This window comes from Novosphingobium sp. ERW19 (assembly GCF_012641315.1).
Classification (GTDB): domain Bacteria; phylum Pseudomonadota; class Alphaproteobacteria; order Sphingomonadales; family Sphingomonadaceae; genus Novosphingobium.
Genome location: NZ_JABAIC010000005.1, coordinates 203432 through 227197, shown reverse-complemented (window position 1 = coordinate 227197; position 23766 = coordinate 203432). Strand labels below are relative to the sequence as shown.

Below are 23766 nucleotides of genomic sequence, written 5' to 3'. Positions count from 1 at the left end.
GGCGAAACTTTGCCGCAAAATCACTGCTAAAACCGATCATTTGCCCCAAAGTGCATCGCACAAGCATTGCACGCACCGACACGAAGCAGGGGCCACCTTGCGAGCAGCCCCTGCAAATTTCGCCAAGTAGGATAAGGAATTACCAGTTGAACTTCAGCGTAGCGCCGAATTCACGCGGATTGGTCATGTTGACCTGACGGTAGCCGGAATTGAACGTGCCGGCGATAAGTGAGTCGACTGTTCCGAGACCAAGGCCGCGCACGGTGATGCGACGTTGATCGAGCAAATTGCGGGCAAATACATCGAGTTCCCACTTGCCATCGTTTGTGCGCACGCCGACGAACATGTTCAGTAGTTCTCGTGACTGGTACGTAAACTGGGCTCGCTCCGAGTCAAAGCCCGGCCGGTAAGTAAACAGCGCGCGCACGAACGGTGTGAAGCTGTCCATTGGCAGCCGCAATTCGGTGTTGGCAGTCAGGCTGAAGTCGGGAACCTCGGCAAGACGCCCCTTGGCGATGCAATAGCTGACATTGCCATTGCCCGTGACCTTGGGTGTGCCGTTTTGATTGGGCACCCCGGTCCCGGCAAAGTCGGTGCAAGGCACACGGGCGTTGTCGAAGCGCGCCTTGGTGTAGGCGGCCGAAACACCAAGATCCCAATTGTCGGATACGCGGCCGTCGAACGAGGCCTCAACGCCCTTGATCGTGGCATCAGCGTTATAGTTGAAGTCGAAAAATCCGGTCTGCGGCTGGTTGGCAGGCGCGTTATAATAGATCCCGGAGAAGCGTGACAGGAAGTTGTCGATCTTCTGGTAGTAGCCCGAAATCGCATAGTTTACCCGGCGATCGAATATGGTGCCCTTGATGCCCGCTTCGAATGAATCGCTCTTTTCCGGGTTGGTGCGGATGAGGTCATTCGAGAGGCCATTCGGCAGAGCAACGCCCGTGCTGCCCGCCCGGAAAGAATGGCCGTAGGCAGCAAACACATTGAGGTCAGGCATGATCGCGTAGGAAATGTTTACGCCACCGGTGATCGGCTTGTTGGTGTTGCGCTGCAGGTTGACGGGAATAATCTCGCGCGGACCATCCTGAACGGCGCCAGTCAGGGTAAGCTGCGTCGTCTGTACGTTTTTGAGGATGGAGTAACGCACGCCGCCCTCAATCGAGAGCGGTCCTGAGCGATAGCGCAGGTTGGCATTGAAAGACCACGTCTGGCTGTACACAGGTACGTTTACGCGGGTTGCGATGCCAAGCGTGTTTGGCAGCGGGAACGGCGTAAAGCCTGGAACATTCGGCAGGCCGATCGCTGCGAATGGCAGGTTGACCAGCGCATTCGGGTTGACCGCATACCAGAACTGCGAAGCGTCCTGGTTTACGACAGTCGTCCCGGTCTGCTTGGTATAGAACGCGCCCAGACCCCAGCCCAGACCCTCGGTGTTGTTCGCGCTGAGGCGAAGTTCACCGGTCACCACCTTGTACGGCACATCAACGTTCGAATACTGGACAAAGCCCGGCAGGGCATTGGTGACGTCCAGATCGCGCTCGGTCTTGATGTTGCTCGACTGGTAGGCCCCCACAAACGACGCAGTGGCCGCGCCGAGATCATATTCGAGGTTGAGGTTGACCAGATGCGACTTGTTGACGCTGCGGAAGCGGCCGTCCTGCACCGAGGCGTAGTCATCAGTAGTAAGCGCCGGCCCTGAACGGATTGCCGTGTCTGGAATGAATACGCCCGCGAGAGGGGCCGGAACGTCGCCAACTCCTGGAACCGGGATGTTGAAGTACTGGCTATATGGGGCGTTTCCGGAACCGATGACCTGCTGGAACTGACGGTTGTCGGCTTCGAGATACTGGTACGTCAGGTAGCCCGTAAAACTGTCGGTCGGCTTCCAGCCCAATGTGATTCGTCCGCTCTCGGTGCGGCTCTGTGAGCGCTGGCCAGTCTGAATGTTGGTCACGTTGTTGAGTCGATTGCCATCGACCAGTGCGGCGACTCGAATGGCAAACTTTTCCGAGAAGGGCAGCGACGCACCCATCTGCGCGTTATAGCCGTCGCGTGTGGTGCCGGTTAGCTCGGCGTAGCCCTCCGGCTTGGTGAAGTTTGGGCGGCGTGTGGCGATGGTAATTGCACCAGCCGGGGCAGAAAGACCACGCAGCAGGCCCTGTGGCCCGCGCAGTACTTCGATCTGCTTGATATCGTAGATCGCAGTGTAGACGGTCTGGGCGTCACTAGGAATTTCGTTGTAATAGACTTGGACGGCTGGCCCAGTCCCCTGATCGGGATCGAAAGTGATGCCCCGCAAAGTGGTCGTATTGTTGCGGCCTGTCGTGTTGGTCAGTTCAAGGCCGGGGGCGAGTTGTGCCACATCCTTGACGTCGAAGATCTTGAACTTTTCGAGTTGCTCGCCTGTTGCGACGTTTACCGTCATCGCCACATCCTGCAGCTTCTGCGACTGGCGGGTGGCGGTAACGATGATCTCGTTGCTCAGGCCTTCCTCTGCCGCCTGCGGTGGGGCTTCTGCAGGTTCTGAGGCCATCGCAGCAGCTGGCACGGTCATCGCGGGCATGCTTGCTCCAAGCAGCAGCACGAACTTAAGGTTGTCAAACTTCATATTTCCTCCCCTCAACGGCCGAAGCAGCAAGTTCGACTCGCCACAGTTCGTGCCCGGTGTTGCGCCGATTGCTCGGCTCGATTTCGGCGCGGATCGCGTGAAGCGGCTTCGATGGAGGGAGCGCGCAAAGCGGGATTTTGCCGGCAATGGTGCCGTGCCCGCATCTGCAAACAGAACCGCTCTCCCTCGGTCGCCGCGATACGAACACGCCGAAGTTAGTTTTAACTAACAAGTTGAAAGGGGTGCGTCAAATCAGATTCGCTCAAAAGCAATCTTCTGCGGTACAAGTATCAAAAAAGCTTCGGATTTGCGTAGCGATGTGGCCTTTTCGCAACGCATACCTCATCCGCAGTCAGCGCTGATCTCGCTCTCTCGATGATGCCGCTTGACTGCCGGCGGTTATCAAGTAAGTGTTCACTCACATCAAGATCCGGAGAGTCATATGTCTGATGCGAATTCAGCCACGCCAGCTTCGTTGCCGATCAAAGATCATGTCGGCCTGCGGCTGGCACTGCGCGATGCCAATTTGCCCACGCTCCTTATGGTCTATGTGACGTTCACTCAGGACCGCGTTTATCTCGATCGCTTCGCGCCTTATCTGGCGGCAGCATACGCCGCCGATGCGCCGAGCAACGTGCCCGACACGATGGCACAGGACCTGCGCGACCGGCTGTTCGCGCTGCTAACGCATGAGCTGCCGCCGCTGGTTCGCCCTCTCGATCCGGAATTCCTACGCCACATGATGAGCGTCAGCGTTGGCGAAAACGTCGATCCGGGCCTGATCCCCGTTTTGTACGACCAAATGGGCTTCGAACCGCCTGTCCCACGCAAGTGTATTCCCGGTCGTCCCACGCCTCCGTCGGATTTCGACGTGATCGTGATTGGTGGCGGGATGAGCGGGATCGCAGCGGGCATCAAGCTTTCAGAAGCCAACTATTCTTACACGATTATCGAAAAGAACGCCGAACTGGGCGGAACCTGGTGGGAAAATCGCTACCCCGGCGTCGGTGTGGATACACCCAGCCATTTCTACAGCTATTCCTTTGAACTCAACCCCGAATGGAGCCACTACCACCCCAAAGGTCAGGAAATTCAGGATTATCTGGTTGGCGTGGCGGATCGCCATGGAGTGCGCAGCAACGTTCTGTTCGAAACACGCGTAACTGGCGCCATCTGGGACGATGTGAGCGCCAAGTGGATCGTCAAGCTGCGGCACAAGGACGGCACGACGAGCGAACGGGCCGCTAGCGCCGTGCTCCTCGCCCATGGCGTGCTCAACCGCTGGTCCATGCCGAAGATTCCCGGCCTCGAAACATTCGCCGGTCCGAAAATGCACACTGCGGGATGGGACACATCGGTGGATCTGAAGGGCAAGCGCGTTGCCGTGATCGGTACCGGCGCCAGTGCGGCGCAGCTTGCGCCTGCCATTGCCGACGAAGTCTCTCATCTGACGATCTTCCAGCGCTCGAAGCACTGGGTGCTGAACAATCCAGACATCAATGTGAACGTCAACGACAATGTCCGTTTCGCTCTACGTGAGATTCCGCACTACAAGGAATGGTTCCGCTTCCGCGTCTATTGGTTTTCGGGCGACGGACTCTATGGCAATGTCAAGGTGGAGCCCGATTGGCCTAACCAGGACGTCTCGATCAGCGCGCAGAACGATGCCGTGCGAAACTACGCCTTGCAGTACATTCAAACCAAGCTGGCAAGCCGGCCCGATCTGATCGAGAAGATTGTCCCTGACTACCCCATATTCGGCAAGCGCATCGTGCTTGATGCCGACGGGGGATGGCTCGATACGCTGGTAAAGCCCAATGTCACGCTGGAGACGCGCGGGATCGATCACATCGAAAAGGATGCGGTTGTCCTCAAGGACGGTACCCGCGTCGAGGTTGACGTGCTTGCACTGGCCACCGGGTTCGAGATTACCAAGGTCGCAGGCGATCTCGAAATCGTTGGCAAGGGCGGATGTCGCATTCAGGAGGACTGGGGTGAGGATGACCCCTACAGTTATCTCGGCGTGATGGCGCCGGGCTATCCCAATTTCTTCTTCGTGCTAGGCCCCAACAGCGCGCCCAATCATGCTGCAGGCGTCAACATGGTGATCGAGGCGCAGATTAACTGGATGGTCGAAACGCTCGACATGATGGTCGCCGAAGAGGCTCGCAAGGTGGAGCCGACGATCACAGCCTATGATGCCTGGAACGCGAAAGTTGCCGCACAGATGAGTCAGATGATCTGGGCCCACCCCAAGGCCAAGAGCTATTACCTCAACTCTGCGGGTCGCAACATCATCTCCTGCCCGTTCCGCCTCGCCGACTACTGGAAATGGACCCGTCATCCTGCGCGCGAAGACCTCACCCTGTCTTGATCCGCGCAAACCTTGGACGCGGCGGTCAATGCGACCGCCGCGTCTCTTTCAATCCATGTCGGGCCAAACTTGCGCAAAGAAAGGATTTGCGGTTTTGTTCTCGTCGTAACTGGTCTGATGGACCATGCAGGTCGGGCACCAGTGCCCACCCTTGAGATATAGCCGAGGCGTCATCGTGAAATCGTGGCCGAGCGCGCAACGGAACGCGGCCGGCTGATCCGGCTCGCAGGAATCCCCCTGGAACGAACCGCCACGGAATTGCGCAGCACCCTTGAGGTCTGTGGCCGTCCAGTCCCCTTCCGGCATGTCGGTGTTGTATCCATGATCGAGGAGCGAAACCTCTCGCGAAGGCTCGCGGAACTGGAAATCCGCCCAGTGGCGCGGCAGCTTCTCCCACGCCTCGCGCGATCCGAAGTAGGCTTCGATATGTTCGCGGTCGTCATTGGCGATCCAGTTGAGCGTGCCGCCCGGCCCTTTCGCCAATTTCTCCATCCGGCTGCGTCCCGCGCCCGGAAACCACCGCGCGATCAGGCGCACCGGCGCCGGCATGCTCGCCACCATGCCGCGCGCCCAATCCTCGAGCGTCTCCGAACGGAACGGCACCGCCTCCTCCAGCCTGTCGGAATCGGCATACCACTGGCCATGGAAGTTCCGCGTGGCGGACCAATGCGGGCGGAAGCTGGCGAAGGCATCCTTCTGCCCCAGCGCGCCTGCGGTAATGCGGGCGAACTCATGATTTGTGACGCGCAGCTTCTCGCCGCCGCCGATGTTGTAGAACCGTTTCCAGAAAGTTTCGGGCACGGCATCCTCGCAGGCGTTCGCTGCCAGCCGCGCCGAATCCCCGACCGTGACCCATTCGAACACGCCGTTGAACGGATTGTGGAAGATGATCGGGTCGAAGATCTTCCAGATTCCCGGATGCGCGATGCCGGTCTGGCGCAGCGAAACCCAGCGCTTCAAGCCGCTCTGCGCGACGATGGCTTCGGCCTGGGTCTTGCTCACTGCGTACTGGTCGAACCGGCTGATCTTGATCGGATCGCCGGTGCGGCCCCAGTGCACCGGCGCATTGCGGTGCCCGGTCTGCGCGACCGTTCCGATATAGACCAGCGCCGTTGTCTCAGCCTGTCCGGCCGCCTTGATCGCTTCAACGATGTTGCGCGCGCCGCCGACGTTCACCTGCATCGTCAGTTCGGGAAAGCGGTCGGCAAAGGGCGACACCATGCCGCCGATGTGCAGCACCTGATCCACACCCTCGATGCCTCGACGCATGTCCTGCGCGCTTGTCAGATCGCCGATTAGCCATTCGACGGCAGGGTGCTTGGCGAATCGTTTCACCACCGGGTGGCCCTGCTCCTCCGGCCGCACCAGAGCGCGGACCCTGAACCGGTCGGCCCTGGCCGCCAGTTCCGCCAGCGTCGCGCTGCCCATGTTGCCGGTCGCGCCGGTCAGGAAGATGGTTTTCTTGGTGCAAATCGCCACTTCACGCCGCTCCGGCCGCTATAATCGCCCCCTACTGTTCAATTATTTTCACGCTCCGGTCAACCACTGCCGCACAAACCATCTTCCCGATGTCCGGCGAACAATGTAAGTGCCCACTTATCACAACGGGAGACATTGCATGGCCGCGATTCTGGAAGAGCGAACCAATTTCACGACTCTGGCCAATGACCCCGAGCTTGCCCGCGCGCTTGACGAAGCCAATGTGCCGACGTTGCTCGCCGCCTATGTTCACCTTTCGCACGATGTGGACATGCTGGAGCGGTTCGCACCGCATATCCGTCCCGCGTTCTCCTATCCGCCAACCGAAATCCCTGACGACCTCGCCGACGCCCTGCGCCTCAAGCTGCGCCACCTGCTGACCACCGGCGAAGGCCTCGCCAGCAACGAGCCGTCAGATGAACTCGTGCAGCGCATCATGTCGGTCACCGTGGGCGAATCGGTCGACACCGAATTCGTCGAACTGGTGAACGACCAGTGTGGCTTCCGTCCATGGATCGACCGCAGCAAGCTGGCCGACCGCCTTGCCCCCAAGGCCGGGTTCAAGGTTCTGGTCATCGGCGCGGGCATGACCGGCATGGCCGCCGCCACCAAGCTGCGCGAGGCGGGCTACGACTTCGTCGTGATCGAGAAGAACCCCGAAGTCGGCGGCACTTGGTACGAAAACCGCTACCCCGGCGTCGGTGTGGATACGCCCAGCCACTTCTACAGCTTCAGCTGGGAAATCTGGCCCGATTGGCAGCACTATCACCCGCATGGCGCCGACATGCAGCGCTACATGACCGGGGTTGCCGATAAGTACGACCTGCGCCGAGACATCCGCTTCAACACCACGGTCGAGAAGCTGGTCTGGGCCGAGAAGTCCTGCACATGGAATGTCACTGTCCGCAACGCTGATGGCACCAGCGATAACCTCGTTGTCAATGCCGTCATCAACGGCCATGGGCCGGTCAATCGCCTCAAGATGCCGGACATCGCCGGGCTGTCCGACTTCGCAGGACCAGTTGTCCACACCGCCGCCTATCCCGCTGACCTCGATCTCAAGGGCAAGCGCGTTGCCGTGATCGGCACTGGGGCGAGCTCGGCCCAGCTCTGCGGCGCCATCGCGCCGGAGGTTGCCGAACTCACCGTCTACCAGCGCACCAAGCACTGGGTGCTCTACAATCCGGAAATCGCCCACGAGGTGAGCGAGGGCATGAAGTGGGCCTTGGCAAACATCCCCACCTTCAAGGAATGGTTCCGCTTCCGCGTTTACTGGGCCGCGGCCGACGGCCTCTTCTCGAACGTGCTCAAGGACCCGGAGTGGGAGGGCAACATGCTCGCCGTTTCCGAAGGCAACGAGATGACGCGCCAGTACGCGCTCGGCTACATGCAGCAGCGCTTCGCCGACCGGCCTGACCTGATCGAGAAGCTGACGCCCGATTTCCCGATTTTCTCGAAGCGCATCATTCTTGACAATGGCTGGTTCGATGCGCTTGCCCGGCCCAACGTCCACCTCGAAACACAGGGTATCGCCCGCATCCTGCCGAATGGCATCGAAGCCAAGGACGGCTCTGTCTTCGAATGCGACGTGATCATATGCGCTACCGGCTTCAACGTCGCGCAGATGGTCGGAAACCTGGTGATAAAGGGCGAAGGCGGGCGTGAACTGGGCGAAGAATGGGGTGCGGAAGATCCACGCAGCTACCTCGGTATGTGCGTGCCGGGCTACCCCAACTACTTCCACACCGTCGGCCCCAACAGCGCGCCCAACCACGCCGCCGGCCAGAACCTGATCTCCGAAGCGCAGGTCAACTGGATCATCGAGGCGCTGGACCGGATCAACGAAGCCGGCGCCCGCGCGTTCGAAGTGGAAAAGAACGCCTTCGATGCCTGGAACCGCAAGGTGGACGAGCGTATGCCCCAGATGATCTGGACCCACCCCCGTGCCAACTCGTACTACAACAACTCGAAAGGCCGCGTCTTCCTGTCGTGGCCGTGGCGTCTGGTGGACTTCTTTAATGCCACCCGCCGCCCGGAACCCGGCAGCTACCGCTTGATCCCGTAATCGCAAGAGGCCGGCTCTGCGCAATGGCCTTGCGCGGAACCGGCGTTTCGCCCTAGTCGGTAGGCGTGACCAAACGCACCCGCCTCCCCGCGAAAGACCGCAAGGCGCTCATTCTCGCCAACGCCCGCGCCATCTTCGCGCAGAGCGGCTATGAAGCGGCGCGCACGCAGGAAATCGCCAAGCGGTCGGGCGTCTCCGAGGCGCTGATGTACCGGCACTTCCCCTCAAAGGAAGCGCTCTACCGTGCCGTCCTGCGCGAGGTGATCCGCGAACAGGACGCAAGCTACGAAACCCTGACACTGCAAGAGCTTAACGGACGCGCCATCGTCCGCAACCTCAAGGCCTATTTTACCATCGTGGTCGGATCGAGCGAGCCGAGCTTCAAGGAAGGCTTCCGCCTCCTGCTCGCCAGCCTCGTCGGCGATACGAACTTTGCGACGCTCGTCTACCGTCGCGCCCAGCGACTGATGAACCACCGCATTACCGCCGCGTTGCAGAACGCGCGCGATGCTGGAGAAGTCATCGGCCGGGAAATTTCGCCGGCCAACACTTCACTGTTCACCGAACACGTCGGCACGGTGCTCAACGTGCTGGCCACCAATGTCGAACGTTCGCCCTACCATGGCAACGAGGCAGAGCTGATCCGCGACGCCGTGTGGTTCTGCTGCCGCGGAGTCGGCTTCACCGACGAGGCGATCGAACGCCACTTGCGCGACTGAAGCGCATGCTATTGCGTCCGCCGCTGCTGCGGGCTACCAACTCGATTGACAGCGCTATCTAAATCAGGTCCAACAGGATCGAAAGCGCGGGGAGAGTGGTTTTGCGTAAGGTGCTGAAGGTGCTTGGCCTGTTGCTGCTGGCCGCCTCCGTGGTGTTTGCGGTCATCGCGTGGCGCAACTGGGACCTGATCCAGCGCGTGTTCCTGGGCGGTGTCAAAGTTTATGAGACGGTTCCGCCGCAGATCCCCGCCAATATCCCGCGTCCCGCCGTGCTGGTCTTTTCAAAGACCAACGCGTTCCGCCACGAAGAAGCGATCCCTGCTGCTGCCAAGATGTTCGATACGCTGGCCAGGCAGAACGGGTGGGGCCTCTACCAGACGGAGAACGGTGCGGCCTTCAGCCCTGAAATCCTGTCCCGCTTCGATACCGTGGTGTTCTCCAACGTCACCGGAGACGTTTTCACACCCGAACAGCGCGCTGCGTTCAAGGCCTATCTCGAGAATGGCGGCGGCTATGTCGGCATCCACGGCGCGGGCGACAATTCGCACAAGGCCTGGGACTGGTACGTCAAATCGGTGATCGGCACGAACTTTATCGGCCACCCCATGGACCCTCAGTTCCAGAGCGCCGCGGTCAACATCGAAACCCATGAACATCCTTCGACCGCGTCACTGCCTGACAGGTTCGCTCATGTCGATGAATGGTATTCCTTCGACAAGTCGCCACGCGGCATTCCGGGGCTGACCGTTCTCGCCACGATCGACGAGAGCAGCTACAAGCCGGGGTCGTTCATGGGCACAGAGCTTGCCATGGGCAAGGACCATCCGGTGGCGTGGTGGCGATGCGTGGGCCAAGGGCGCGTGTTCTACGCCGCCGCCGGGCACACCGCCCAGACTTACGATGATCCCAAATACCGCCAGTTCCTCACTGGCGCGGTACAATGGGCGATGAAGCGCGCTGGCAATGGCTGTGGCAGCGATGCCGGCAACGCCACCGGGTCGGCGCAAGCAGCCGAGTGAAACAAAGCAACTTACGGAACGGGCGGGGAATACTTTGATGGCAATCACATCCCAGAACAGGAAATCGATCTTCTGGATCTGCGTCCTTGCACTGTTCTGTGCGGCACTGGCCAACGCCGTGCGCGCAGGCGCGGCCGGAGCAATGAAAGCCGCCCTGCTCGATCCGATCGATCCGCAGCATTCGGGCGAACTGATCGGCGTCGTGCTCGGCAACTCTTTCCTTGGCTTCGCCATCAGTCTGCTGGTCATCTCGCCACTTCTCGACCGGTTGGGCGCCAAGAAGGTGATCCTGTTCGCCTCGGCCTGCTTTATCCTCGGCCCCCTGCTCGTCCTGCTGGCTGGAAACGCTCCGCCCGCCTCGATCATGCTCGTGCTCAACCTCGCCATGGTGCTGTGGGGTTGCGGCTGGGGAGCGACCGAAGCTTCGATCAATCCCGTTGTCGCCTCGCTCTTTCCTGACCAGAAGACCGGCAAGCTCAACGAACTGCACGCCTGGTGGCCGGCAGGGCTGATCCTTGGCGGCCTGCTTTCGGTCCTGTTCTTCAAGTCGCTCGACCTGCCATGGCAGGCGCTGGTGGGGCTGTGCCTAGTGCCCGGAGTGGTCCTGGCCATCTGGGCGTCCCGCCATCAATTCCCGCAGACCGAAAGCGCGGTGGCGGGTGTCTCCTTCGGCGAGATGATGACCGAGCCGTTCAAGCGGCCGAGCTTCTGGGTCTTCTTCGCGATCATGTTCCTGACCGCGTCGAGCGAACTGGCACCGGGCGCCTGGGTCGATGTGACGTTGACCAATACCGTCGGCATGCCGGGCATCCTTGTGCTGGTTTATGTCTCTGCAATCATGTTCGTAATGCGCCATTTCGCCGGTGCGCTTGAACACCGCTTCTCCGACATGGGCCTGCTGCTGATGTGCACCGTGCCTGCGGCCTTGGGACTCTACCTGCTGTCGGTGGCCAATTCGCCGGTCACTGCGGTATTGGCGGCAACGGTCTGGGCGTTCGGCGTATGCTTCATGTGGCCGACCATGCTGGCGGCAGTATCGCGGCGCTATCCGCGCTCTGGCCCATGGGGCATCGGCCTCGTCGGCTTTGCCGGTGCGCTGGCGATCTACTTCGTTCTGCCCGAACTCGGCGCGATCTACGACAGGGCCAAGCTCGCAAAGGCCGGCGGCGAAGAAGCCTTCGCTGCGCTTCAGCCCGGCAGTGATGCCCTGCAGCAGGTGCTTGCCTACGCGGCCGAGCAGAGCTTCCAGACCATTGCGGTCATTCCGGTGGTGCTGTTCTTCATCTTCCTTGCTGTGCGCCTGGTCGAGCGAAGAAGCGGAAAGGCCTGATCTGTGAAAGTCGGCATCAACCTGATGCTGTGGACGGGGCATGTCACGCCAGCTGACGCGCCCCTGCTGCAGACACTGAAGGATACCGGCTTTGATGGCGTGGAAATCCCGCTGTTCGATGTCTCGAACAGCACGCATTACGCCGAACTAGGCCGCATCCTTGCCGACATCGGGCTGAAGCGCACCACCACGGCGATCATTCCGGATGAGGCGCACAACCCGCTTTCACCCGATCCCGCAGTGCGCGCCCGTGCGATCCAGCATCTTGAGCGTGTGATGGATTGCGCGGCAGCGCTGGCCGCGCAGGTTCTGGCCGGACCATTGTTCCAGCCGCTCGGGCTGTTCAGCGGGGCCGGGCCGACCGAGGCCGAGCTTGAGCGTTGCGCCGAGGTGCACCGAGCAGTGGCCGAACGCGCCCGCGCGGCAAACCTGCCTTGCGCGCTCGAACCCCTCAACCGCTTCGAATGCTACCTGCTCAACACCTGCGAGCAGACCAGCGCCTATCTCGACCGCCTGGATGAACCGGGCTTCGGCATCCTTTACGATACGTTCCATGCCCATATCGAAGAGAAGGACCCGGTCGCGGCGCTGCGCACGGCACTGGCGCGTGGCCATGTCGCCCATGTCCACATCAGCGAGAACGATCGCGGCACGCCGGGGCGCGGACATGCCAGGATTGCCGAGAGCATCGCGGTGCTCAAGCAGACGGGCTACGATGGCTGGCTGACGATCGAGGCCTTCGGCAAGGGCTTGCCTGAACTCGCCGCCGCCACCCGCGTCTGGCGCGATTTCTTCAGCAGCCCCGAAGAGGTCTACACCGAAGGGCACCGCTATATCCGCGAATGCTGGGATCAGGCCTGATGTCCACACCTGTCATTTCCGACCGGCGCCAAGAAGCAAGCCAGAACACGGAGACTGCCGATGATTGACCTCCCCCAAACCGATCGCCGTGGCATGATGGCCGGCTTCGCTGCCCTGCTCGGCGTGGCGGCGCTTCCGGTCGAGGCACTTGCGGCACCTGCCGGCAAGACAGCGCCCTTCCTCCCTGCCCCTCGCTTTGCGCTGCTTTCCAGCGTGGCCGACACGATGCTGCCCGTAACCGACACCCCGGGCGCACTTGCGGCGCAGGTCCCTGCCCGGCTTGATGCGATGCTGAAGAACTGGGCCGCGCCTGCCACCCGCGCCGAAATCCTCGCAGCGCTCGACCGCATCGATTCCGCTGCCAAAGCAGCCAAGGGCCGCAGCTTCGCCGCGCTTTCGGCAAAGGAGCGCGAAGCCGTGCTGCGTGCCCACGATGCCGCTGCCCTCAAGCCGACAGCCCCGCTCGACGCCAACAAGGCGGCATTTCTCCAGACCGGTACCGTGCCAACCGACGCCGGTTACAAGCGGCTCAAGGAACTGGTCATCGGCCTCTACTACTACAGCCCGACCGGCAGCGAGAATGAGCTGGTCTACGATCACGTGCCCGGCCCCTACCAGGCATCGGTCAAGCTTACCCCGAAATCCCGGCCCTACCTCGGCCTTGGTCCGTTCTGAGCGGAGATTGATTCATGTTTGACGCCATCGTTATCGGCTCGGGTATCAGCGGGGGCATTTCCGCCAAGGAACTGACCGAACGCGGCCTGAAGGTCCTCGTGCTTGAGCGCGGCCGCAAGGTCGAGCACGTCACCGACTACAACGACACCCAGATGCCTTGGGAGCTGCCCAACAACAACGAAGTGCCCGAAGAAGAACTGGCACGCGACTATCCGGTGCAGAGCCAGTGCTATGCCATGAATGCCGCGACCAAGCAGTTCTGGGTCAAGGATAGCGATCATCCCTACACCACCCCGGAAGACCGCCCGTTCAGCTGGATTCGCGGCTATCACCTCGGCGGTCGCTCGATCATGTGGGGGCGGCAAGCCTATCGCCTTTCGCCGATGGACTTCGAGGCCAATGCCAAGGACGGTCACGGCGTAGACTGGCCGATCCGCTATGACGACCTTGCGCCGTGGTACAGCCATGTCGAAAAGTTCATCGGCGTGGCAGGATCGAAGGAAGGCCTGCCGCAACTGCCCGATGGTGAATTCCTGCCGCCATGGGAAATGAACGACGCCGAAAAGCTGTTCAAGGCATCGGTTGAGGCAAAGTTCTCGGGCCGCAAGGTGATCATCGGGCGCAATGCCAACCTCTCGGTCGCCCAGCCGCACCACGAGGAATTGGGCCGCACCAGCTGCCAGAACCGTTCGATCTGCGAACGCGGCTGCAGCTTCGGGGCGAACCACACCAGCCTGTCCTCATCCTTCCCCGCGGCTGAACGCACCGGCAACCTGACCATCGTCACCGATGCGATCGTGCACAGCCTGGTGCAGGACCCGGCCAGTGGCAAGATCACGGCCGTGCGGGTGATCGATGCCAAGACCATGGAAGGGCGGACCTACGAGGCCAAGCTGTTCTTCCTCAACGCATCGACCATCGGATCGGCGCAGATCCTGCTCAATTCGGCAAACGAGGCCAACCCGCGCGGGCTGTGCAACAAGTCCGATCAGGTCGGGCGCAACATCATGGACCACATGTATGCGCTGGCGACGGCCGGCCTGATGCCGCACTACCCGGCCGACAGCTACTATCATGGCCGCCGTCCCACCGGCATCTACATCCCGCGCTATCGCAACGTGACCGAGGAAGGCGAGGGCTTCGTGCGCGGCTACGGCTATCAGGGTGCAGTTACCCGGCAGGGCGGAAAGCCCGATGCTACCGTGGGAATCGGCCAGGACATCAAGGAGCGCAACCGCAAGTTCGGCCCGTGGATGGCGTTCATCTCGGGTTTTGGCGAGATGCTACCCCATCCTGAAAACCGGATGACGCTGCACCAGTCGCGCAAGGACAAGTGGGGCATTCCGCTGCTCCACATCGACGTCCAGCTGCGCGAGAACGAGAAGAAGATGGCCAAGCAGATCCAGGCCGACGCGCGCACCATGATCGAGGCGGCAGGCGGCACGGTCGTATACCAGCGCACCGAACCCGGTCCGCCGGGTCTGGGCATTCACGAGATGGGCAGCGCCCGCATGGGCCGCGATCCGTTGACTTCGGTGTTCAACGGCCTGAACCAGGCGCACGAGGCGCCGAACCTGTTCTGCACCGATGGCGCGGTGATGACCTCGTCGGGCTGCCAGAACCCGTCGCTCACCTACATGGCGATGTCAGCCCGCGCCGCGCACAATGCGGTGCAGATGCTGAAGGAAGGCAAGATCTGATGTGGACGGGCTGCCTGCAAAGGCAGCCCGTCAGCCGCAAGGGCTGGTGCTACATTCCCGGTGAACCGGGGAAGCCCATGTAATAGCTGCCCACGGTCATCCCGCCGTCAACGACGATCTCGGCGCCATGGATATAAGACGCCTCGTCGCTGGCGAGGAAAGCGCTCGCCGATGCCACTTCTTCCGGCCCGCCGATGCGCTGCAGCGGCACGTTGGCATAGCCCTTGTCCACTTCCTCACGCGCCGCGCCGGAGTGGTTGGACATCACCGTATCCACCCCGCCGGGGTGGACCGAATTCACCCGTACGCCCTTGTGGCCCAGCTCCATCGCCGCCACCTTGGTCAGGCCCCGGACGCCCCACTTGGACGAGGCATAGGCGACGAGGCTGTTCGCGCCCTTCATCCCGTCCACTGACGAGATATTGACGATCGAGCCGCGCCCGCGCGCGATCATGCCCGGCGCCACCGCCTTGATGCCCAGGAACTCGCCGACGAGGTTGACGCCCAGGACCTTCTCGTAATCAGCCTTGGAGGTCTCGAGCAGGCTCTTGAACATCAGGATGCCGGCATTGTTGACCAGCGCATCGACCGGCCCCAGCGTCGCTTCGACGTCGCTGACAACCGCGGCCCAATTGGCCTCGTCGGTCACGTCGAGATGGAAGAACCGCGCCGCATCGCCCAGCTCGGCGGCAAGCGCTTCGCCCGCCTCGTCCAGCACGTCGGCAATCGCCACTTTCGCGCCCTCGGCCACGAACAGCCGGCTCGTCGCCGCACCCATGCCCCGCGCGCCCCCGGTGACGAGCGCCACCTTGCCTGCAAGCTTTCCCATGATCTCTCCCTTGGCTCCTGCCTGAAGCCCTGTGTTCTCAGGCCACCTTCTGCCCCGGCCGCTTGTCGAGCGTGACGTGCAGACCGTTGACCCGGCCCTGGATCTCGGGCGCCTTGTCGCGCGGGTTGTAGAACTGTCGGTACCACAGGCGAACCTTGGCGTAGGGGCCGTCCTTGGGGATCGCCAGCGGGTTGATGCAGGCGCGCTTGTTGGCCCAGATCTCAACGTCCTGCGCAAAGGCGAGGCGGCTGCCTTCCTGATAGGCCAGCGCCATCTCGCGGTCTTCGGCTGTCGTCTCGCGGCTGCCGTCGTGGACCTTGACCATCAGCGCATGCCACGAACGCGAAACGCCATCCTCGATCGGCGTGTTGGCAATCATGATGAAGCTGTCGAACGTGCCGGCCATTTCCGACTGGAGGAAGCCCGGCCCTTCGTACCAGGTGTCCAGCACCAGCGCGTCCTCGGGGTTCGCCGTCAGCGTGCGGTGGCCGGCGCTGTAGTACTGGTGCAAGTGTGGGCCCATGAACTCGTTGGCGAAATACTGCCAGTCGGTCGCGCCGTGGATCGGCACGAAGTGACCGAAGTCGGCCATGTTGTCGACGATCTCGATGCCGTGGCTGTTGAGGTCGCCCATGTAGTCGATCTTCCATTCGACCCAGCCCGGCTCGCCATAATGGCCGCCGAAGTTGGCAAGTTCCACGTCAGGCTCCAGCCCTTCGGGATCGTGCCACATCCAGATGATCCCGGCGCGCTCGAGCACCGGATAAGTGCCGAGCTTCGCCGCCTTGGGGATGAAGTCCGAATAGGGAATGTGGTTGCACGCGCCATCGGTGCCGAAGCGCCAGCCGTGGAACGGGCAGCGGATCGACTCACCTTCGACATGCTCTCCATCGCGGACGATGTAGGACGTGCTGTTCTTCGCCAGATGCGCGCCCATGTGCGGGCAATAGGCATCGACCACGTAAGGCTTACCGCTCTCGCCCCGGTAGATCACCAGATCCTTCCCGAAATAGCGGATCGGCGCCGGGGTGCGCGTGGCATCGGCGGCAGTTCCGATCATGAACCAGCCGCGCGGAAAATCGAATTCACCCAGGCCATACTCTTTCGAGGTCGCCATCTGCATCACTCCTTTTGATCACCGCGCCGTTCTGCCTTGTTCGGGACAGCGCTTTCGTGATCCTGAAAACCGAATCGCGAGCGATTTGCGGACCGATCGCGATCATCTCCCACGCCCTCAGCATGGCACGCCAAGGCGCATTGGGCAAGCCCAAGCCGACCTCGCTTTGCGTCACACTATTGGCAATGTATTACGCAAACAAAGCAACATAACGCAATTAAACTATAAGGTGCGTTCAGATTTTGGTTTGCAGTTTGCATGAGGCCGTGGCAACAACCCGGTCTGCGAGAGGCCGCAAGACGCTTCGCGCCACTGGAGAGAAGCATGACCGATCTTGACCGCAAAGTCGTCCTCATAACCGGAGCCGGGCAGGGCATCGGACAGGGCGTTGCGCTGGCAATGGCCGGCGCCGGGGCCTCTGTCGTCGTAACCGGGCGCACGCTGGCCAAGGTCGAGGCAACGGCGCGGATGGTCGAGGAACGTGGCGGCCAGGCGCTTGCCGTCGCGTGCGACGTGAAGTCCGCCGCCGACCTTGCCGCGACGGTTGAGCGCACCGTCGCCAGCTTCGGCGGGCTCGATATTCTCGTCAACAATGCCCAGGAAGTGCCGCTCGGCAAGCTCGAGGACGTGACGGACGAGGCGTTCCTGGCGGGGTTCGAAAGCGGCCCGCTGGCCACGCACCGCCTGATGAGGCTCGCCCGCCCGCACCTCGCCGCGCGCGGCGGCGGCACGATCTTCAACTTCTGCTCGTCGGCGGGCATCCGCTGGGACATGACCGGCTATGGCTGCTACGCCGCAGTCAAGCAGGCGATCCGTTCGCTCACCCGCGCCGCCGCCGCCGAATGGGGCGGCGAAAACATCCGCGTGCTGACCATCGCGCCGCACGCGGAATCGCCCGGCCTCAAGTGGTGGATCGAGAACAATCCCGAAGAAGCGCAGGCCTTCTTCCGCACGATCCCGCTGGGCCGCGTCGGCAGTCTTGAAGGCGATATCGGCCGCGCGCTGGTCGCGCTCGCCGGGCAGGACCTTGCCTACCTCACCGGCGCGACGATCCCACTAGACGGCGGACAGGCAAACTTCGACTGAGGAGGGACCGCCCCATGGAAAAGGTCATCGCCGCCCTCTGGGCGCCGCGGCACCAATCGCGCGAGGACTTCGGCGCCGCACTGCTCGGCACCCTGCCCCAAGCGCTCGTCGCTGCGGGAGCGAGCCGGGTTCGGCTCAACCTGCGCGATGCCACCGTCGCACCGGGCGAAGCGCTGGTCCAGCAGTGGCAGGCGCCGCAGCAGGCCGCCGTCGTCCAGTTCTGGATGCCCTCGGCAAACGCCCGCTTCCGGGGCGATGTCGATGCAGCGCTCGCCGCGCGTTCGGCATGGTTTGCAGCGTGGCTGGTCTGTGAATCCGAGATCATCCCGAACACCGCGCATCCGTGTTCTACAAATGTTTCCCCGGGGAAACGAAGCGAAGCGAAGTTCAGCGAAGCTAAACACGAAAGCACCCGGCGCACATGGGGCTGGAGCCAGGCCAGCTTCATCACCTTCCGCTCCGACATCACCCGCGGGGAGGCCGTCGCCCACTGGCATTCGCACCACACGCGCGTGGCGATCGAGACGCAATCGAACTTCGAATACGTCCAGAACCTGATCGTCCGCCCCCTCACCGAAGGCGCGCCGGCCTACAGCGCATTCGTCGAGGAATGCTTCCCGCTGGAAGCGCTCGAACGGCCGGAAGTGTTCTTCGATGCCGTGGGCAATCCGGCGAAGTTCAAGGCCAATCTCGATGCGATGATGGACAGCTGCCACGCCTTTCTGGACTTCAGCCGCAACGATATCATCCCCACCAGCCAGTTCGATTTCGCCCATCTGGGCTGAGCATTCGCGAGGAATCCACCATGTCCGAACAACCGAAAATCGCACTGGTCACTGGCGCCAGCCGGGGCGCAGGCGCCGGCATCGCGCGCGGCTTTGGCGAGATGGGCTATACCGTCTACGTCACCGGCCGCACCGTCACGCCCGGCGATGCCAAGGGCTGGGACGGCACCGTGCTGCCGGGCACCGTCTCCGAAACCGCGCAGAAGATCACCGAGAACGGCGGCAAGGGTATCCCGGTCGTGTGCGATCATGCCGACGATGCCAGCGTTGCCCGCGTGTTCGAACAGATCATGGACGAGCAGGGCCACCTCGATGTGCTGGTCAACAATGCCGCCTACATGCACCATCAGCTGATCGACAAGGCGCCGTTCTGGGAAAAGGAGCTGGATGCGCAGAAGATCCTCGATGTCGGCCTGCGCAGTGCTTACGTGGCCAGCTGGCACGCGGCGAAGATCATGGTGCCGCAGAAGTCGGGCCTGATCGCGATGACCTCGTCGTTCGGCGCGACCTGCTACATGCACGGCCCCGCCTACGGCGCGCAGAAGGCCGGGCTCGACAAGCTGGCGCATGACATGGAGCACGATTTCCGGGGCACCGGGGTGATCGCGGTCTCGCTCTGGCTCGGCCCGCAGTTGACCGAGCGCGCGCTGATCGCGGCCAAGACCAACCCGGAGCAGTACGAGGGCTTCCTGTCGATGGCCGAGAACCCCGAATTCTCCGCCCATGTCCTCGCCGCCATCGACAGCGCGCCCAATCGCAACGAGCTTTCCGGCCAGACGCTGATCGTGGCCGAGATCGCGAAGGAACTGGGCGTGACCGACCGTGGCCACGACCGCCCCTCGCACCGCGAGATGCTCGGCAGTCCGCGCCCGAAGAATCCGGCGGCGGTTTATTGATCAAAGGCCGATGGGAGGTTCGTCCGATGATCCTGCAAAGATCATCGGGCGATACGTTTCCATGCGCGGGACTTGCACCGCCCCCCGCGCACCATACCCTTCGCCCGTTGGAGCCGGAGCAACCGGCCGTGCGGGGAGATGATCGATGGCGAGTGCAGCACCGGGTGCAGACGGCCTTCCCTTGCTCGATGGCGGCGTGCCGCTGCTCGGGCATCTGGCGCAGTTCTTCCGTGATCCCGTTTCGGTCCTGAAACGCGGCTACCGTTCCAAGGGGCGGATGTTCGCGATGAACTTCATGGGCCAGCGCATGAACGTGATGCTGGGGCCGGAACACAACCGCTTCTTCTTCGAGGAGACCGACAAGCTGCTCTCGATCCGGGAGTCGATGCCGTTCTTCCTCAAGATGTTCTCGCCCGAATTCTACTCCTTCGCCGAGATGGACGAGTACCTCCGCCAGCGCGCCATCATCATGCCCCGGTTCAAGGCGGCGTCGATGAAACAGTACGTGCCGGTGATGGTCGAGGAATCGCTCAATCTGGTTGAGCAGCTGGGCAACGTAGGCGAATTCGACCTGATCCCGACGCTGGGGCCGGTGGTGATGGACATTGCCGCGCACAGCTTCATGGGGCGCGAGTTCCACGAGAAGCTGGGGCACGAATTCTTCGAGCTGTTCCGCGACTTTTCGGGCGGCATGGAGTTCGTCCTGCCGCTGTGGCTGCCGACGCCCAAGATGGTGAAAAGCCAGCGCGCCAAGAAGAAGCTGCACGCGATCCTGCAGTCGTGGATCGACAAGCGCCGTGCGAGCCCGCTCGATCCGCCCGACTTCTTCCAGACGATGATCGAGACGAAGTATCCCGATGGCCGCGCCGTGCCCGACGAGATCATCCGCCACCTGATCCTGCTGCTGGTCTGGGCGGGGCATGAAACCACCGCCGGGCAAGTCAGCTGGGCGCTGGCCGACCTGCTGCAGAATCCCGGCTATGCCAAGGTCCTGCGCGACGAGACGGCGGGGCTGCTGGGTGGCGGCAACGGCGGCAACCTCACTTGGGAACACGCCATCGCGATGGAGAAGATGGACCTCGCCCTGCGTGAGACCGAACGGCTCCACCCCGTCGCCTACATGCTTTCGCGCAAGGCCAATGCCGATATCGAACGTGAGGGCTATCGCATCCGCAAGGGCGAGTTCGTGCTGCTTGCGCCGTCGGTCAGCCACCGGATGGAAGAGACGTTCCGCAATGCCAATGCCTATGATCCGGAGCGCTTCAACCCGCAAAACCCTGAAGCACAGATCGAGAGCAATTCGCTGATCGGCTTTGGCGGCGGGGTGCATCGCTGCGCGGGCGTGAACTTCGCGCGCATGGAAATGAAGGTGCTGGTGGCGATCCTGCTGCAGAACTTCGACATGGAGCTTATGGACGAGGTGAAGCCCATCGCCGGCGCCTCGACCTACTGGCCCGCCCAGCCCTGTCGCGTGCGGTACAAGCGGCGCCAGCTGGACGGCGCGGGCGCGAGTGCCGACGTGGCGGCGCTGGCGAAGGCGGCCGGTTGCCCGGCGCATGCATAAGGCGCACTGAATGGCCAAGGTGACTTTCGTCCAGCCGGACGGCTCGGCGCGGACTTGCGTGAACTTCGAGGGCATGACCCTCATGCAGCTCGCTGTCGGCAACCTTGTCGACGGGATCGACGCGCTGTGCGGCGGCATGATGCAGTGCGCCACTTGCCACTGCTACATCGACCCGGACTGGCTTGACCGCACCGGCCCGGCCCGGCCGGAAGAGCGCGAGATGCTCGAGGCGATCGAGGGTGTCGAGATCCGCCCCAACAGCCGCCTGTCCTGCCAGGTCCAGCTTGGCGAGGAGCTGGACGGGCTGGTAGTGCACATTCCGGCGGACCAACCGGGAATCTAGCAAAAACAAGACCCTCTTCCTACGCATCCGGTTGACACTTCAAGAAAGTGAAAACACTATGCGTAGCAATTGAAGCGATAATCACCGAATCATCGGTGTGGAGAGGGAAGTGACCGTATGACTGCGGCAGACAATGCGTTGCTCGCTTCGCAGGCTCTGGATTTCACCGGAAAGACCGTGCTGGTCACTGGGGGCGGCGTGGGCATCGGGCGCGCCATTGCCGAAGCCTTTGCCGGAGCCGGCGCGCAAGTGGTGATCGCCGAGATCGACCCCGCCAATGCCGATGCCGCCGAGGCCGCCATGCCCTCTGCCCGCGTGATCCGCTGCGACGTGCGCCAGCGCGGGGTCGGCGCGATGCTGGCCGAGCGGATCGCTGCCGAAACCGGCAGGCTGGACGTGCTGGTCAACAATGTCGGCCATTTCGTCCACGCGCGACCCTTTGCCATGCTGGCGGACGAGGAAGCCGAGGAGATCCTCGACGTCAACCTTGGCCAGCTGCTGCGCATGACCAAGGCCATGGTTCCCCTGCTGCGCAAGGGCGCGCCGGGGTCCTCGATCATCAACGTCACCTCGATCGAGGCGCATCGTGGCATCCCCTATTGCTCCGTCTATGCTGCCGCGAAGTGGGCGGTGACCGGCTTTAGCAAGAGCCTTGCGCTGGAATTTGGCCCCGAGGGCATCCGCGTCAACACCATCGCGCCCGAAACCACCGATACCCCGCAAGTGGCGCTCGACTACATGATCCCGCCCGAGAACCGCACGCACGAGGAGCGGTGGATTCCGCTGGGCCGCTTTGGCCAACCCAGCGACTGCGCGGGCGCGGCGCTCTACCTCGCCAGCCCGCTGGCGGCGTGGGTGACGGGCAGCACGATCAACATCGATGGCGGCGCGCTGGCGGCGGCAGGGTGGTATCGCACGCCGCAGGGCGAATGGACCAACGTGCCGCTGATTTCCGGCAATGGCCTCGTGATTCCGGGCACCGTGGCATGAGCGACCTCGCCGCGCTTCGGCGCACCGCCGAACGCTATGCCGTGGGCGCAGATCGCCGCGACAAGGCGCTGTGGCGCGAGGTGCTTGCCGAGGATGTCGAGATTTCAGGTCCGGGCTTCAGCATCGCGGGGTTGGAGGCGAACCTCGGCTCGATCGACCACCTCGCCCACGCCTTCACCATGACGCGCCACGTGGTCCATGACATGGACGTGATCGTGGAGGGTGACAGCGCCCATGGCGAGACCCGCTCCACCGCAGAGCATCGCATTGCCGCGCCCGAGGGCGACAAGCTGCTGGTCTGGGCGATCCGCTACCAGGACCAGTGGAGGCGCGAGAACGACTGCTGGAAGTTCACCCGCCGCACCCTGATCGTCGATTGGGAAGAGCTGCGGCCGATCAAGGGAATTGCGACATGAAGGTACTGGTCATCGGCGGCACGGGTGCGCTTGGCGGCCATGCCGCGCTGCATCTGGCGGCACAGGGGCATGACGTGACGATCACCGGGCGCTCTGCCGCGCCGACAGGTACGCCGCTCACCGAACTCGGCTTCCTCAAGGGCGATTACGTGGCGGGCGATTTCACCGCCGAGAAGCTGAAGGGCTTCGACTGGATGGTGTTCGCGGCGGGCAACGATCCGCGCCACGTGCCGCAGGGTGAAGACTTCGGCGCCTGGCTGAGACGCGCCAACCACGAAGCCCTGCCCGCCGTGTTCGCCGCCGCCCGTGAAGCCGGGGTCAAGCGCGCGGTGCAGCTCGGCAGCTTCTACCCGCAGGCCGCGCCGGAACTGATCGCGGGCAATGTCTATATCCAGTCGCGCCTTGCGGCATGCCAGCTTGCCCGCAACGAGGCGAGCCACGATTTCGACGTGGTCAGCGTTAACGCGCCGTTCATGGTCGGCGCGGTGCCGGGCCTGCCCAGCGCGATCTTCGAACCCTATGTCGCCTGGGCCAAGGGGCTGATCCCGATCCCGTTCTTCGCGCCGACGGGGGGCACCAACTTCATGTCGTTCCGATCATTGTCCGAAGCGATCGAAGGCGCCCTGCTGCGGGGCGAGCCGGGCAAGGCCTATCTGGTGGGCGATGAAAACCTGACCTTCCGCGAATACTTCCAGCTGTTCTTCGATGCAGTTGGCAGTGACGTAAAGCTGGAGGAGCGCGACGAGGAACTGCCGCTTCTGCCCGACATCGCCATCCCGCAAGGGCGCGGCAACACGATCAGTTATGAACCCGACGCTGGCGAAACCGCGCTGCTCGGCTATCGTCGCGGCGACGTGGCGGCGGCGGTTGCCGAAATCGCCGCCCAGTACGGCTAAGGGAGAGACAA

At 62.7% G+C, this 23766-nt stretch carries 20 protein-coding genes; 16 read left to right on the top strand and 4 right to left on the bottom strand.

From position 1 onward, the window contains the following. Nucleotides 1-139: 139 nt before the first annotated feature. A complete protein-coding gene (locus HGI46_RS11960; RefSeq protein ID WP_240946721.1) occupies nt 140-2611 on the bottom strand; it encodes a TonB-dependent receptor plug domain-containing protein in 2472 nt (823 codons plus the stop codon). Between the two features lie 442 nt (nt 2612-3053). Between HGI46_RS11960 and HGI46_RS11955 the strand changes: the two genes are divergently transcribed. After that, the gene (locus HGI46_RS11955) at nt 3054-4985 is read left to right on the top strand and encodes an NAD(P)/FAD-dependent oxidoreductase (RefSeq protein ID WP_168904355.1); all 1932 of its coding nucleotides are present in this window, start codon (nt 3054-3056) and stop codon (nt 4983-4985) included. A 48-nt stretch (nt 4986-5033) separates the two neighbouring features. On the opposite strand, the gene HGI46_RS11950 is transcribed toward HGI46_RS11955, so the two are convergent. After that, on the bottom strand, nt 5034-6464 hold the full coding sequence (locus HGI46_RS11950; RefSeq protein ID WP_346766722.1) for an NAD(P)-dependent oxidoreductase: 1431 nt from the start codon (nt 6462-6464) through the stop codon (nt 5034-5036). Between the two features lie 139 nt (nt 6465-6603). Between HGI46_RS11950 and HGI46_RS11945 the strand changes: the two genes are divergently transcribed. The 7 genes from HGI46_RS11945 (at nt 6604) to HGI46_RS11915 (ending at nt 14833) form a co-directional block, all read left to right on the top strand. After that, nucleotides 6604-8529: an NAD(P)/FAD-dependent oxidoreductase gene (locus HGI46_RS11945; protein WP_168904354.1), complete on the top strand. Its 1926-nt coding sequence runs from the start codon at nt 6604-6606 to the stop codon at nt 8527-8529. Between the two features lie 65 nt (nt 8530-8594). Next, nucleotides 8595-9248 (top strand): TetR/AcrR family transcriptional regulator, encoded by a 654-nt coding sequence (locus HGI46_RS11940; RefSeq protein WP_118075351.1) that lies wholly within the window; start codon nt 8595-8597, stop codon nt 9246-9248. Between the two features lie 110 nt (nt 9249-9358). Then, nucleotides 9359-10267: a ThuA domain-containing protein gene (locus tag HGI46_RS11935; RefSeq protein WP_346766729.1), complete on the top strand. Its 909-nt coding sequence runs from the start codon at nt 9359-9361 to the stop codon at nt 10265-10267. Continuing rightward, nucleotides 10212-11597 carry an MFS transporter gene (locus HGI46_RS11930; RefSeq protein ID WP_346766721.1) on the top strand — a complete coding sequence of 462 codons (1386 nt, stop codon included), beginning with the start codon at nt 10212-10214 and terminating at the stop codon, nt 11595-11597. The genes HGI46_RS11935 and HGI46_RS11930 overlap by 56 nt, the downstream gene beginning before the upstream one ends. A 3-nt stretch (nt 11598-11600) precedes the next feature. After that, nucleotides 11601-12458, top strand: a complete 858-nt coding sequence (locus HGI46_RS11925) for a sugar phosphate isomerase/epimerase family protein (RefSeq protein ID WP_168904352.1) — start codon at nt 11601-11603, stop codon at nt 12456-12458. 60 nt (nt 12459-12518) lie between these two features. Next, nucleotides 12519-13133, top strand: a complete 615-nt coding sequence (locus HGI46_RS11920) for a gluconate 2-dehydrogenase subunit 3 family protein (RefSeq protein ID WP_118075348.1) — start codon at nt 12519-12521, stop codon at nt 13131-13133. Between the two features lie 14 nt (nt 13134-13147). After that, nucleotides 13148-14833, top strand: coding sequence for a GMC family oxidoreductase (locus HGI46_RS11915; RefSeq protein ID WP_118075347.1), 1686 nt, complete (start codon nt 13148-13150; stop codon nt 14831-14833). 49 nt (nt 14834-14882) lie between these two features. On the opposite strand, the gene HGI46_RS11910 is transcribed toward HGI46_RS11915, so the two are convergent. Both HGI46_RS11910 and HGI46_RS11905 read right to left on the bottom strand, forming a co-directional pair. Beyond that, entirely contained in the window at nt 14883-15662 is a 780-nt protein-coding gene (locus tag HGI46_RS11910) for a glucose 1-dehydrogenase (protein ID WP_168904351.1), read from the bottom strand. A gap of 37 nt (nt 15663-15699) precedes the next feature. Beyond that, the gene (locus HGI46_RS11905) at nt 15700-16779 is read right to left on the bottom strand and encodes a Rieske 2Fe-2S domain-containing protein (protein ID WP_118075968.1); all 1080 of its coding nucleotides are present in this window, start codon (nt 16777-16779) and stop codon (nt 15700-15702) included. Nucleotides 16780-17103: 324 nt separating this feature from the next. Here HGI46_RS11905 and HGI46_RS11900 point away from each other — a divergent pair, with 324 nt between their 5' ends. The 8 genes from HGI46_RS11900 to HGI46_RS11865 all read left to right on the top strand — a co-directional run bounded on the left by HGI46_RS11900 (nt 17104) and on the right by HGI46_RS11865 (nt 23755). Further along, a complete protein-coding gene (locus HGI46_RS11900) occupies nt 17104-17865 on the top strand; it encodes an SDR family oxidoreductase (RefSeq protein ID WP_168904350.1) in 762 nt (253 codons plus the stop codon). Between the two features lie 14 nt (nt 17866-17879). After that, nucleotides 17880-18650, top strand: a complete 771-nt coding sequence (locus tag HGI46_RS11895) for an EthD domain-containing protein (RefSeq protein ID WP_168904349.1) — start codon at nt 17880-17882, stop codon at nt 18648-18650. Between the two features lie 20 nt (nt 18651-18670). After that, nucleotides 18671-19546, top strand: coding sequence for an SDR family NAD(P)-dependent oxidoreductase (locus HGI46_RS11890; RefSeq protein ID WP_168904348.1), 876 nt, complete (start codon nt 18671-18673; stop codon nt 19544-19546). 145 nt (nt 19547-19691) lie between these two features. Beyond that, nucleotides 19692-21110, top strand: coding sequence for a cytochrome P450 (locus HGI46_RS11885; RefSeq protein WP_168904347.1), 1419 nt, complete (start codon nt 19692-19694; stop codon nt 21108-21110). Nucleotides 21111-21120: 10 nt separating this feature from the next. Continuing rightward, entirely contained in the window at nt 21121-21453 is a 333-nt protein-coding gene (locus HGI46_RS11880; protein WP_168904346.1) for a 2Fe-2S iron-sulfur cluster-binding protein, read from the top strand. Nucleotides 21454-21570: 117 nt separating this feature from the next. Continuing rightward, nucleotides 21571-22443: an SDR family oxidoreductase gene (locus HGI46_RS11875; protein WP_168904345.1), complete on the top strand. Its 873-nt coding sequence runs from the start codon at nt 21571-21573 to the stop codon at nt 22441-22443. After that, a complete protein-coding gene (locus tag HGI46_RS11870) occupies nt 22440-22859 on the top strand; it encodes a nuclear transport factor 2 family protein (protein ID WP_168904344.1) in 420 nt (139 codons plus the stop codon). Before HGI46_RS11875 ends, HGI46_RS11870 begins: the two co-directional genes overlap by 4 nt. Further along, complete coding sequence (locus tag HGI46_RS11865) at nt 22856-23755, top strand: NAD-dependent epimerase/dehydratase family protein (RefSeq protein WP_168904343.1); 900 nt, start codon at nt 22856-22858, stop codon at nt 23753-23755. Before HGI46_RS11870 ends, HGI46_RS11865 begins: the two co-directional genes overlap by 4 nt. The last annotated feature ends 11 nt before the right edge of the window (nt 23756-23766 follow it).